This is a genomic window from Brevundimonas sp. GW822-FHT03E11, assembly GCF_058801445.1.
The window spans coordinates 45,566-56,564 of sequence record NZ_JBXANG010000009.1; the positions used below are offsets into that span (position 1 = coordinate 45,566).

Sequence of the window (10,999 nt, forward strand, 5' to 3'; positions counted from 1 at the left end):
CCGTCGGCGAGGGCGGTGGAATGGCGCGTGCGGCCCCGTCAGCGCGTCCCATCGAGGGCCAGACGGGCGTCGGCGATCACCTGATCCACTTCGAAGGTCACTTCCGACAGGAGCCGCGTCCCGGCCAAACGGGTCAAGATCGGTTCAAGACTGGGCAGGGGGTCGATCTGGGCCATGGCCCATTGCGGAAAGAGACGCCGGTCCACCGGCGTATCGACCAGGACCCGAATATTCTGATGACGGCGGTCGGCCGCCAGCCGGCCCATCAACCGCTCCAGATCAACCCGCCCGCCTTCCAGCAGCTGGAAGAATCGGTCCTGATGCCGCAGCAGGAAACCGGTCACGTGGTCGCGCCGATTGTTCCGATCCGAGGCCCCGATGATGTCGATCAAGGGCAGAAGCCCCGCGCCCGCGTCGCCCACGGCGTCGCTGACATAGAAGATGCGAAACAAACTCATAGGGTACTCATACGCTTAACAACTCGACCGACGAAAAAGGCTCTAGGAGCGAGAGGGTTAACGAAGCCCCCTTGGTTCGACCCATCGCACACTGCGGCCGGCGCCGCTCTCGCTTAGGTTAAGGCTGACGGACGCCGGAACCTCTGCGGTAGCCAGGTAAGGCCAAGGAAATGTGACACACCCCTCAACAGGCGAGCGAGGCTTGATCGCGACGGGCCGCCGCTCCATCTGCGGACCATGACCCAATCCAATTTTCCCGACTGGCACGGCACCACGATACTGGCGGTTCGCAAGAACGGCCGCACGGTGATCGCCGGCGACGGTCAGGTCTCGATGGGACCGACCATCGTCAAGGGCGCGGCGCGAAAGGTGCGGACCCTGGCCGGCGGCAAGGTTCTGGCGGGGTTCGCCGGGGCGACGGCCGACGCCTTCACCCTGATCGAACGCCTGGAGGCCAAGCTGGAGCAGTACCCGGACCAGCTCGCCCGGGCCTGCGTCGATCTGGCCAAGGACTGGCGCACAGACCGCTATCTGCGGCGGCTGGAGGCCATGCTGCTGGTGGCGGACAAGACGTCGATCTTCACCGTCACCGGCGTGGGCGACGTGCTGGAGCCGGAGCATGGGGTCGCGGCCGTCGGTTCGGGCGGCAACTACGCCCTGTCGGCGGCCCGCGCCCTGATCGAGGAAACCGATCTGGACGCCGAGGCGATCGCCCGCAAGGCCATGAAGATCGCCGCCGAAATCTGCGTCTACACCAACGGCAATCTGACGGTGGAGACCCTGGGGGACTGACGCCGCGGGGTCACAGCACGCCGGCGACCAGGCCGAGGGCCTTCGCCTCCTGAGCCTCGATGTACCAGTTCTCCGGCGCGCGCCGAAGCACCTCGTCCATGGTGACGGCGCTGCCGCGCACCAGGTTCTCGAACCCTTCGTTCTGGATGGCGATGGAGTGCTCAAGTTCGTTCAGCATCGCCTTGACCGAGGCGATGCAGGTGGTCAGCGGCCCGGCGATGTGGAGCGTCTTGTCCATCTTTCGCTCATGGATCATCACCCGAGCGCCGCGCGTCAGATAGCGGTTTTCCACCGCAAAAAAGCTCATGAAGGTCGCGCCGGCCGAATAGATGGCGGCCTTGCCCAGAAAGACCAGACGGCGCGCCGGGTTGATGTCGCTCTGAAACCGCACGTCCTCGCCCATCATTCGCGCCACCTCCGGATCGCCGCCCAGGGTGGACAGTTCGATCACCACCAGGCCGCTGTCGGGCGCCTGGGTCAGTCGGTCGCGGAACCGGTCGTACATGGCGTAGTCTACGGCGCCGGCCAGAAGGATGCGCGGGGTGTCGAAGGCCGAGGCGTCGAGCGGACCCGAGGGGGCGGCGCCGATCATCGCGCGTCCTGGATGTCGGCGTCGTCCACCGGATAGCCTTCGGACGAGGCCCAGGACTTGGCCTCATCCAGCGAGAAGAAGGCCCGGTTTCGCAGACGGCGCGCGCCCTGGTCGTCGATCAGTTCGCACTCATACCACCGGATGGTCCGCCGGTCGGAGGTTCTGCAGGTCCGCGTGAAGACGAGGGCGTGGGGGATCATGGCGCTGAAACGGCGACGACCGACGCCTGTTCCCACTGTGTAGGCGTTTTTCCTTTAGGGTCAGTACATTGCACAGACTGAGGCGAACAGGGCGGCGCAGCGCGGCGCCGGACCATTTGCGCCGCGCCGCCCCTTGGCTTAAGCGCCCGGCATGACCGACGCCCCTCCTCGCCCCCTCGCCCGCAATCCACGCGGCTTCGCCGACAAGCGCGGCCGCGACCTGACCGCCGAACGCCGCATCGTGGCGCGCGTGTCGGAAGTCTATGAGCGCTGGGGCTTCGAGCCGCTGGAGACGCCGGCCTTCGAATACGCCGACGCCCTGGGCAAGTTCCTGCCTGACGCCGACCGGCCCAATGAGGGGGTGTTCGCCCTTCAGGACGATGCGGGTTCGGACGAGCCGGGCGAATGGATGGCCCTGCGTTACGACCACACCGCCCCCCTGGCCCGGTTCGCCGCCCAGACCTGGGAGACCCTGCCCAAGCCGTTCCGCCGCTACGCCTATGGGCCGGTGTGGCGAAACGAAAAGCCGGGTCCGGGCCGGTTCCGCGAGTTCTGGCAGTGCGACGCCGACACCGTCGGCTCGGACCGGCCCGAGGCCGACGCCGAGATCATCGCCATGGCCTGCGAAGGCCTGGGCGCCGCCGGCCTGGACGCGGGCCAGGCCCAGATCCGCGTCTCAAACAGAAAACTGTTCGACGGCCTGTTCGACGCGGGGGGCGTGACCGAGGCCGGCCAGAGGCTGACGGCCCTGCGCGCCATCGACAAGTTCGACCGGCTGGGCTGGGAAGGCGTGGTTCAGCTGCTGGGCGAAGGGCGACTGGACGAGTCCGGCGACTACACCAAGGGCGCGCGGCTGCCCGCAAAGGTCACGGGCGCAATCGAGGCCTTCCTGGCGTCCGCCAACACGCCCGGCCTGTCCCGAGCGGCGACCTTGGAGGCCGTAGCCCGGTCCGGCGACCTGGGGGCGGCGGGCGATGCGGCGCTGAGCGAACTGGCGGCGATCGACCGGGCGCTGAACGCCATGTCGGTGGGCCAGAACGCCGTGAAGTTCGACCCCACCATCGTGCGGGGCCTTGAGTATTACACCGGCGCCGTCTTCGAGGCGGAGCTGTTGCTGGAGACGACCGACGACAAGGGGCGGCCGGTGCGATTCGGCTCCATCGGCGGCGGCGGCCGCTATGACGACCTGGTCGCGCGCTTCACCGGCCAGAGCACCCCGGCGACCGGCTTCTCCTTCGGGGTCTCGCGCCTCGCCTCCGCCCTGCGCGCGGCCGGACGCGGCGCGGAGGACGCCGTGCGCGGGCCGGTCGTGGTCATCGTCTTCTCTGAAGAGGACATGGCCCACTATCTGACGGCCGTCGCCGAACTGCGCGGCGCGGGGATCGCGGCCGAACTCTATCTGGGACGGGCCGGGATGAAGGCCCAGATGAAATACGCCGACCGCCGCGGATCGCCTGCGGTCGTCATCCTGGGCGGGGACGAGATCGCCGCCGGCGAGGTCACGATCAAGGACCTGGACGCCGGGCGCGCCGCCGCCGCCGCCATCGCCGACAATGACGCCTGGAAGGCGCAACGGCCGGGGCAGATGCGTGTCGCCCGAACGGCACTGGTCGGCGCCCTTCGAGCCATTATCGAATAAGCTTCGATAAATAACTCTGAGCAGGGTGAGTTATCGACGATAAGTCGAAGAAAGTTCGATTCCGTCCCAGAAGCCCGTTGACGACCTCGGCGGGGTTGCGTCAAATGAACTCACTCGAGGGCAAGCGTTGCTCAAGCGCGCAGCACTCGAAGGCGTTTCGGGGAGGAAACGTCCGCTCTTTAAAGAGCGCGAAAGCCCGCTGCGATGTATCCCCCGCAGCGGGCTTTTTCGCGTCTGGAGTCCAGGCCGACATCGAAAATTTGCAGAAACTGTCGCGGCCATCGACCAATTTTCAGTCTGATGTGTCCAAGGGCTCATGAAAAAAGGCCGGGGCGAACCCCGGCCTTTTCCCGTTTTGCGATCCGGCGACCTACCAGATGCGGACGCGCTCTTCCGGCGTCAGATAGTATTTCGTCCCCGGCTGGACGTCGAAGGCGTCGTACCAGGCGTCGACGTTGCGCAGCGGGCCGATGACCCGGAACTGGGCGGCCGAGTGGGGATCGGTGGCGACCTGCTGCTTCAGGGCCTCGTCGCGATATTTCGACTGCCAGACCTGGGCCCAGCCGTAGAAGAAGCGCTGGTCGCCGGTCGTGCCGTCCAGCACCGGGGCCGGCTGGCCGTTCAGCGACAGGTGATAGGCTTCAAGACCCACGGCCACGCCCGAGGCGTCGCCGATGTTCTCGCCCATCGTCAGGCCCGGATTGATCTTATAGCCGGCGATCGGCTCATAGGTGGCGTACTGGGCGCCCAGACGGGCGGTCAGGGCTTCGAAATTGGCCTTGTCCTCGGCCGTCCACCAGTTGCGCAGCACGCCGTCGCCGTCGGACTTGGAGCCCTGGTCGTCGAAGCCGTGGCCGATCTCGTGGCCGATCACCCCGCCGATGCCGCCGTAGTTGACCGCCGGATCGCCGTTCGGATCGAAGAAGGGCGGCTGCAGGATGGCGGCCGGGAAGACGATCTCGTTATTGGCCGAGTTATAGTAGGCGTTGACCGTCTGGGGGGTCATGCCCCACTCGGACTTGTCGACCGGCTCGTCCAGGCGGGCCAGATCGTAGTTCCATTCGAACAGGCCGCGACGCTCGGCGTTGCCGACCAGGTCGTCGGCGCGGATCTCGAGACCCGAATAGTCGCGCCACTTGTCGGGATAGCCGATCTTGACGGTGAATTTGCGCAGCTTCTCCTGCGCGGCCGCCTTGGTCTCGTCGCCCATCCAGGTCAGGTTGTCGATCCGGTGCGACAGGGCCGTGCGCAGATTTGCGACCAGCTCTTCCATCTTGGCCTTGGATTCGGCCGGGAAGTACTGGGCGACATAGAGCCGGCCCGTCGCCTCGCCCAGCGAACCCTCGGCGAAGGAGATGGCCCGCTTCTCGCGGGTGCGCTGCTCGGGCTGGCCCGACAGGTCGCGGGCGCGGAAGCCCCACTGGGCGTCCGAGAACCGCTTGGACAGCAGGGGCGCCATGTCGTCGGCGGTGTGGAAGGCTTCCCAGGCCTGGAGCAGTTCGACCGGCGTCTCGGCGTAGATGGCCGCGATCTTGGGCATGGCCGTGTCCTGACGCACGATCAGGCGCGGAACGCCGCCCAGCTTGGCCGCGTCGAAATAGGACTGCCAGGCGAAGCCCGGCGCGTCTTCAGCCAAGCGAGCGATGGTGTATTCGTTGTAGGTGCGGTCGCGGTTGCGGTTCTCGACCGGGCTCCAGTGGGCCTCGGCGATCTTGGTCTCCAGGGCGACGATCTGGGCGGCGGTCTCGGTCGGATTGGCCCAGCCGATCATGCCCAGCATGTCGGCGACATAGGCCTGGTACTTCTCTTTCTTGTCGGCGTAGCGGGCGTCCAGATAATAGTCGCGGTTCGGCAGGCCGATGCCCGACTGACCGGTGGAGACGACGTAGCGCGTCGGCTGTTTGGCGTCGATGGTGATGCCGCTGCCGAAGAAGGAGCCGCCGAAACGGCCGACCGTCTGGCCCATGTAGACGGCCATCTTCTCATGACTGTCGGCGGCGCGGATGGCGGCCAGATAGGGCTGCAGCGGCTGGGCGTCCAGCTGTTCGATCCGCGCCTCGTCGATGTAGGAGCGATAGGCGTCAGCCACCTTGGCCTCGTCGGAGCCGGGCGTCAGATCGGTGCGCGCGGCCAGGCCCAGCACCAGCTCCTTCATCCGGTTGTCGGACAGTTCGCGCAGCAGGGCGAATGAGCCGTAGCTGGTGCGGTCCGATGGGATGACGATCTTGTCGATCGCGGTCCCGTTGGCGTAGCGGAAGAAGTCGTCGCCCGGCTTCACCGAGGTGTCGCGGCCGGCCATGTCGAAGCCCCAGGTCCCGTACTTGGGCGCCTGGGTTCCCTGCCAGCCCGCCGCGGTCTCTTCGCCCGAGAAGAGCGAGACGACGGAGCAGGTTTCGTCCAGGCAGGCGTGGTCGTGATCGACGTCCTGGGCCAGGGCGGCGGCCGGCAGCAGAAGGGCGCCGACCGCGGCCCCGATAAGCAGTCTTTTCATCACTCTATCCTCGGTTCCACCCCCCACGGGCGGGTCGGAGCGGACCCTAGACCCGACGCGGGGCCTGTCGCCTTAAAAAAAGTTCATGAAAGCGCCGCGACCTCTCGCCACAGGCGCCGGTTCCGGGTCACATGCCGGCAGAGCTCGGAGGGCGAATGCAGACGCACGGCGGCGACTATAAGGATCTGGTGGTGTTTCTGGCGGCCGCCGGGGTCATGGTGCCCCTGGTCAATCGTCTGAAGATCAGCCCCGTCCTGGGTTTCCTGGCCGCAGGGGTGGTGCTGGGCCCCGACGGCCTGGCGCGCTTCGCCGACCGGCTGCCCTGGCTGTCCTATTTCACCATCAGCGACCCCGGCCAGCTGGCCCAGCTGTCGGAGCTGGGAGTCGCCTTCCTGCTGTTCATGATCGGGCTGGAGCTGTCGTGGGAACGGCTGCGGGCCCTGCGACGGCTGGTGTTCGGCCTGGGGCTGATGCAGGTGGCGGCCTGCACCCTGGTGCTGGCGGGCCTGTTCATGCTGCTCGGCCAAAGCCTGGTCAGCGCGGCCGTCCTGGGCATGGGCCTGGCCCTGTCGTCGACGGCGGTGGTGATGCCGGTTCTGGCCGAGGGCGGACGGTTGAAGACCAGTGTCGGCCGATCCACCTTCGCCGTCCTCCTGGCTCAGGACCTGGCCGTGGCCCCCATTCTGATCACCGTCAGCGTGATGGCGGCCCTGGCCCAGGGCGGGGGAACGCTGGACCCCGCCGTCCTGGGCCGCGCCCTGTTCACCCTGGTCCCGGCGGCGATGGGCCTGGGCCTTCTGGTGCTGCTGGGCCGGGTGGTGCTGCGGCCCATGTTCCGGTCGGTGGCGCGGGCGCGCAAGGCGGCCCAGGGCGGGGAGCTGTTCGTCGCCGCCAGCCTGCTGGTGGTGGTGGGCGCGGGCCTGGCGGCCCAGTCGGTCGGCCTGTCGATGAGCATCGGCGCCCTGGTCGCCGGGGTGCTGCTGGCCGAGACCGAGTTCCGGCGCGAGGTCGAGGTGTCGATCGAACCCTTCAAGGGCCTGTTGCTGGGGGTCTTCTTCGTCGGGGTTGGGCTGGGGCTGGACCTGGGCGCGGTGGCGGCCGATCCGGTCCTGCTGTTCGGCCTGGCCCTGGCCGTCACAGTGGTCAAGACCGGCGTCATCTTCGCCCTGGCCCGGCTGTGGGGCATGGGCGCCCGGCCCGCCCTGGAGACGGCCCTGGTGCTGGCGCCGGCGGGCGAGTTCGCCTTCGTCGTCTTCGCCACCGGCATGGTGGAGGGGATCGCCCCGCCCGCCCTGACCAGCACAGTGGCCCTGTCGGCGACCCTGAGCATCTTCTCCATCCCGCTTTTGGCCCTGCTGGGCCAGAGGCTGTCGCGCACCAAGGCCCCCGACCGCCCGACCACGCCCGAGGGCGCCGCGCCGCCGGAACAGGCGGACGGGGCGGTGATCGTCGTCGGCTTCGGCCGCGTCGGCCGCCTGATCGGCGAATTGCTGAAGGCGCACGACCAGCCCTTCATCGCCCTGGACACGGACGCCGCGGCCGTGGCGGCGGGGCGTCGGGACGGGTTCGACGTCTTCTACGGCGACGCCGGTCGGCCCGAGATGCTGTCCCATTGCGGGGTTCAGACCACCCGCGCCCTGATCGTCACCATGGACGCGCCGGGCAAGGTCGATGAGGTGGTGACGGCGGCCCGCGCCCTGCGCGAGGATCTGATCCTGATCGCCCGAGCGCGCGACGATCAGCATGCGGCGCGCCTTTACGCCCTGGGGGTTACGGACGCCGTGCCGGAGACGACCGAGGCCAGTTTGCAGCTGGCTGAGAACACCCTGGTCGATCTGGGCGTGCCCATGGGCCGCGTCCTGGTCTCCATCCATGAGAAGCGCGAACAATTCCGCAGAGCCTTCCAGGCCGCCATGCCCGCAGGAGGACGCAGTAGAACCACCCGCGCGTTGAGAATGTCCCAAATCAATACAGCCAAGCTTGAAAGTTAACCTTGAATATTCTCTCGCCTCACAGGAGAAAAATCGGCCGACCCATTTTCGTCATGGTTCCGTGATGCAAGCCGTCCCTCAGTATCGCGCCGATGACGAGGTCCGGGCCGCAACGCCTCTCTCGTCAGCTCAAGGCGCTTCACCCAAAGTCAACTCGGACCGCCTAGGCGCATCCGAAATTGCGTAGAGTTCAACCTGATTTCATGACCGAATCCGCCCTATCGACCGAAGCTGCGCCCCGCCTGAACCGTCGTCAGGCGGCCAAGGTGCGGACCCGCCAGAAGGTTTTGGACGCCGCCCGCTCCCTGTTCGCTGAGCGGGGCTATGAACCCGCCACCATCCGCGACATCGCCAAGGGCGCGGGCATGTCGACCGGCGCGGTCTTCGCCAACTTCCAGGACAAGGCCGAGCTGTTCGAGGCGGTCCTGACCGAGGACATGTCGCGCCTGGCCGAGGTGGTCGAGGCCGGGGCGCCCGAGGGCGAGCCGGTCCGCCAGCGTCTGCTGGGCGCGCTGAGCGCCGGCTATCATTCGTCGCTGGAGCATCTGCCCCTGTTCCAGGCCATCGTCGCCCGATCCTGGTTCCAGCCCCTGGCGGCCGAGATGCGCGCCCGGGCCGCGACCAAGAAGCTGCTGCTGACCATCGGCGATATTCTTCAGGAGGCGGTCGCCAAGGGCGAGCTGCGCCAGGACGCCGATCTGCGCCTGTTGGTCGAGCTGATCTGGGACGCCTATCTGTCCAACTATCGCCGCGCCGCCTATGACGAATGGGACGCAGCCGCCCTGTCGGACCATATGGGCAAGCAGATCGACGTCATCCTGGCCGGGGCCCTGTCGGCCAAATAGGCCGCCTTTCCCTTTTCAGAGCGCCCTTCAGGCCCGCCCGCGCCCGTCGCCGGCGGGCCTTCGTCCGTCTGGGGCCGGGCCTCGCATCGGACCGAGAAAAAACAGTCCGATGAGTCCCATCGGTCCGACGCCGCGATCGGGGTTTCGGACATCGAAAAAGACTGTCCGATGTGTCCGATGTGTCCGACGCCCTTTGTTTTAAAAGCGGATTTTGGGCGCATCGTGTCGGACAGTCCGATCGGTGTCCGGCGGGGCGTCCGATGGACCTCGAGGCCGCCGGCGGGAGGCGGAGAGACGTCCAGAGCCGCACAATGTCAAAGACCGGGCCGCAAGCCTAACACGGTTTCAAAGGGCGCCGGGTCGAGGCCGCCCGTGAGAGCCTGTCCCTTGAAAAGCCAGGACCTTGTCTTTGAACTTGCGAGGATCGACCCTCAGCCGCGGCGTTTCAGGGTGACGTAGAAGGCGCCGTCGCCGCCGTGGCGCCGATGGGCCGAGGTGAAGCCCGAGACCACGCCGCGCAGGGCCGGCGACTGCATCCATTCGGCGAAGGAGGCGCGGATGATCCCGCCGCCCAGCCGCCCTTGGCCGGTGATGACCAGGACCGCCCGCAGGCCGCGCGCCTGGCAGCCGGTCAGAAAGGCCCGCAGCTGGTCCTCGGCCTCGAACCGGCCGAAGCCGTGCAGGTCGATCCGGGCCTCGATCGGATCGCGCTCGCGCGACAGCCGCTGTTTGCGGCGGGGCTCCAGATCCTCAGGCGCGGGCCGGAGGCGAGAGGGCGCGGGGCGAACCGGGGAGCGCGGCTCGGACGTCGGTTCGGTGCGGGCGAACCGCGCGGGAGAGGTCTTGGCCGGGGGCTTTTCCGCGCGCGACAGAGGGTGGTCCGGGATCGGGGCGATCAGATGGGCCGGCGCCTCGGCGCCGGGCGTGACCCTCGCGGCCTTGCGCGTTCGGGGCGTCGAGACCGTGCCGGTGATGCGGTTCCAGATGCGACGGTCCTCGGGCGTCAGGCCGTTCTCGTCCCGGCCGGAACCCTTGCGCCTCATGCCGCTTCGTCGTCCTCGGTCGGGTCGGCGGGGCCGGGTTCATGGATGAGGAGATCGCCCGGCTGGCAGTTCAGTTCACGACACAGGGCGTCCAGGGTGGAAAACCGCACCGCCCGCGCCTTGCCCGTCTTCAGGACCGACAGATTGGCCACCGTGACCCCCACCCGGTCGGCCAGCTCGGTCAGCGACATGCGGCGTTCGACAAGGACGCGATCAAGCTGGACGCGGATGGCCATGGGGAAGTCCTAGCGGAAACGGTTCAGATCGTCAGTTCGGATTCGCGGCGCAGGCGCGCGCCCTCGCGAAAGACCTCCGCAAGGACGAAGACGATCAGGACGGAAAACACCGGGGTCAGGAGTTCGCCCAGCCCCTGGGGGTCCATGACGCCGGGCGCCAGGCGGGCGGCGACGACGCCCTGGGCCAGCCAGACCCCGCCGGTGACCAGGGCCAGGATCAGGCCGATCTGGCGCAGGCGGCGCACATTGGCCGGATGAAAGGGGTCGCCCATGATCAGAGTACGGAAGATGAGGCGCAGGCTGCGAAGAATCAGCATGAAGCCGCCGAAATAGGCGGTGGCCGCCCCCAGGCCGAACAGCAGAAGCAGCCGGGTCAGGGGCAGTTGGCGGCCGCCGGTCTCGCCGCTGACGGTGATGTTCACATTGTCCAGCGGGATGAAGACGGCCGCGATCAGCAGCAGAAGAAGAAGGCCGGTGACCAGCCAGAGCAGGACATAGGCCACGTCCAGGGCCACCTTCAGCACGCTGGAGACCGAACCCGGTCCCAGGGCGCGAAACGGGGCGGTGATCGGGGCCCACCGCTGCGGCGTGCGCCCCTCGCCTCGCTTCAGCAGATGGGGCAGGGGCAGGCGCATGGTTGATCGGTGCTCAGGCCGGAAGGAAGGACGCGGCGGCTGCGCGGGGTCCGGCGAACCCGCACGCAGCCCTATAC

Annotated in this window: 11 protein-coding genes; 4 read left to right on the forward strand and 7 right to left on the reverse strand. The window is 67.9% G+C overall.

Annotation, left to right across the window (positions count from 1 at the left end):
* Positions 1 to 38 precede the first annotated feature (38 nt).
* The gene (locus tag AC1RKE_RS13435; RefSeq protein ID WP_152949361.1) at positions 39 to 458 is read right to left on the reverse strand and encodes a BLUF domain-containing protein; all 420 of its coding nucleotides are present in this window, start codon (positions 456 to 458) and stop codon (positions 39 to 41) included.
* Between the two features lie 237 nt (positions 459 to 695).
* Here AC1RKE_RS13435 and hslV point away from each other — a divergent pair, with 237 nt between their 5' ends.
* Positions 696 to 1,250, forward strand: coding sequence for an ATP-dependent protease subunit HslV (gene hslV, locus AC1RKE_RS13440; protein ID WP_152949360.1), 555 nt, complete (start codon positions 696 to 698; stop codon positions 1,248 to 1,250).
* A gap of 10 nt (positions 1,251 to 1,260) precedes the next feature.
* Here hslV and AC1RKE_RS13445 read toward each other — a convergent pair whose 3' ends face one another.
* Both AC1RKE_RS13445 and AC1RKE_RS13450 read right to left on the reverse strand, forming a co-directional pair.
* Positions 1,261 to 1,842, reverse strand: coding sequence for a peptidase S14 (locus tag AC1RKE_RS13445; protein WP_152949359.1), 582 nt, complete (start codon positions 1,840 to 1,842; stop codon positions 1,261 to 1,263).
* Positions 1,839 to 2,042 carry a hypothetical protein gene (locus AC1RKE_RS13450; RefSeq protein ID WP_152951046.1) on the reverse strand — a complete coding sequence of 68 codons (204 nt, stop codon included), beginning with the start codon at positions 2,040 to 2,042 and terminating at the stop codon, positions 1,839 to 1,841. Before AC1RKE_RS13450 ends, AC1RKE_RS13445 begins: the two co-directional genes overlap by 4 nt.
* Positions 2,043 to 2,193: 151 nt before the next feature.
* Here AC1RKE_RS13450 and hisS point away from each other — a divergent pair, with 151 nt between their 5' ends.
* Positions 2,194 to 3,681 carry a histidine--tRNA ligase gene (hisS, locus tag AC1RKE_RS13455; RefSeq protein ID WP_183216173.1) on the forward strand — a complete coding sequence of 496 codons (1,488 nt, stop codon included), beginning with the start codon at positions 2,194 to 2,196 and terminating at the stop codon, positions 3,679 to 3,681.
* A 370-nt stretch (positions 3,682 to 4,051) separates the two neighbouring features.
* Here the strand turns inward: hisS and AC1RKE_RS13460 are convergent, their stop codons facing one another.
* Positions 4,052 to 6,172 (reverse strand): M13 family metallopeptidase, encoded by a 2,121-nt coding sequence (locus AC1RKE_RS13460; RefSeq protein WP_054764544.1) that lies wholly within the window; start codon positions 6,170 to 6,172, stop codon positions 4,052 to 4,054.
* A gap of 155 nt (positions 6,173 to 6,327) precedes the next feature.
* Between AC1RKE_RS13460 and AC1RKE_RS13465 the strand changes: the two genes are divergently transcribed.
* Together AC1RKE_RS13465 and AC1RKE_RS13470 are read left to right on the forward strand one after the other, a co-directional pair.
* Entirely contained in the window at positions 6,328 to 8,163 is a 1,836-nt protein-coding gene (locus tag AC1RKE_RS13465; protein ID WP_348682996.1) for a cation:proton antiporter domain-containing protein, read from the forward strand.
* A gap of 203 nt (positions 8,164 to 8,366) precedes the next feature.
* Positions 8,367 to 9,008, forward strand: a complete 642-nt coding sequence (locus tag AC1RKE_RS13470; RefSeq protein WP_054764542.1) for a TetR/AcrR family transcriptional regulator — start codon at positions 8,367 to 8,369, stop codon at positions 9,006 to 9,008.
* A gap of 431 nt (positions 9,009 to 9,439) precedes the next feature.
* Here the strand turns inward: AC1RKE_RS13470 and AC1RKE_RS13475 are convergent, their stop codons facing one another.
* Genes AC1RKE_RS13475 through AC1RKE_RS13485 form a run of 3 tightly spaced genes read right to left on the reverse strand, consistent with a single transcriptional unit; the run spans position 9,440 to position 10,922 of the window.
* Positions 9,440 to 10,051 (reverse strand): Smr/MutS family protein, encoded by a 612-nt coding sequence (locus AC1RKE_RS13475; RefSeq protein WP_348683332.1) that lies wholly within the window; start codon positions 10,049 to 10,051, stop codon positions 9,440 to 9,442.
* Positions 10,048 to 10,287 carry a helix-turn-helix domain-containing protein gene (locus tag AC1RKE_RS13480; RefSeq protein ID WP_182714542.1) on the reverse strand — a complete coding sequence of 80 codons (240 nt, stop codon included), beginning with the start codon at positions 10,285 to 10,287 and terminating at the stop codon, positions 10,048 to 10,050. Before AC1RKE_RS13480 ends, AC1RKE_RS13475 begins: the two co-directional genes overlap by 4 nt.
* 23 nt (positions 10,288 to 10,310) lie before the next feature.
* Positions 10,311 to 10,922, reverse strand: a complete 612-nt coding sequence (locus AC1RKE_RS13485; RefSeq protein WP_287397742.1) for a DUF2975 domain-containing protein — start codon at positions 10,920 to 10,922, stop codon at positions 10,311 to 10,313.
* Positions 10,923 to 10,999 lie beyond the last annotated feature (77 nt).

What these genes read in the sequence shown, in the direction of transcription:
- hisS (WP_183216173.1), top strand. Translation starts at nt 2,194, where the DNA reads ATGACCGACGCCCCTCCTCGCCCCCTCGCCCGCAATCCACGCGGCTTC.
- hslV (WP_152949360.1), top strand. Translation starts at nt 696, where the DNA reads ATGACCCAATCCAATTTTCCCGACTGGCACGGCACCACGATACTGGCG.
- AC1RKE_RS13470 (WP_054764542.1), top strand. Translation starts at nt 8,367, where the DNA reads ATGACCGAATCCGCCCTATCGACCGAAGCTGCGCCCCGCCTGAACCGT.
- AC1RKE_RS13485 (WP_287397742.1), bottom strand. Translation starts at nt 10,922, where the DNA reads ATGCGCCTGCCCCTGCCCCATCTGCTGAAGCGAGGCGAGGGGCGCACG.
- AC1RKE_RS13475 (WP_348683332.1), bottom strand. Translation starts at nt 10,051, where the DNA reads ATGAGGCGCAAGGGTTCCGGCCGGGACGAGAACGGCCTGACGCCCGAG.
- AC1RKE_RS13460 (WP_054764544.1), bottom strand. Translation starts at nt 6,172, where the DNA reads ATGAAAAGACTGCTTATCGGGGCCGCGGTCGGCGCCCTTCTGCTGCCG.
- AC1RKE_RS13435 (WP_152949361.1), bottom strand. Translation starts at nt 458, where the DNA reads ATGAGTTTGTTTCGCATCTTCTATGTCAGCGACGCCGTGGGCGACGCG.
- AC1RKE_RS13465 (WP_348682996.1), top strand. Translation starts at nt 6,328, where the DNA reads ATGCAGACGCACGGCGGCGACTATAAGGATCTGGTGGTGTTTCTGGCG.
- AC1RKE_RS13450 (WP_152951046.1), bottom strand. Translation starts at nt 2,042, where the DNA reads ATGATCCCCCACGCCCTCGTCTTCACGCGGACCTGCAGAACCTCCGAC.
- AC1RKE_RS13480 (WP_182714542.1), bottom strand. Translation starts at nt 10,287, where the DNA reads ATGGCCATCCGCGTCCAGCTTGATCGCGTCCTTGTCGAACGCCGCATG.
- AC1RKE_RS13445 (WP_152949359.1), bottom strand. Translation starts at nt 1,842, where the DNA reads ATGATCGGCGCCGCCCCCTCGGGTCCGCTCGACGCCTCGGCCTTCGAC.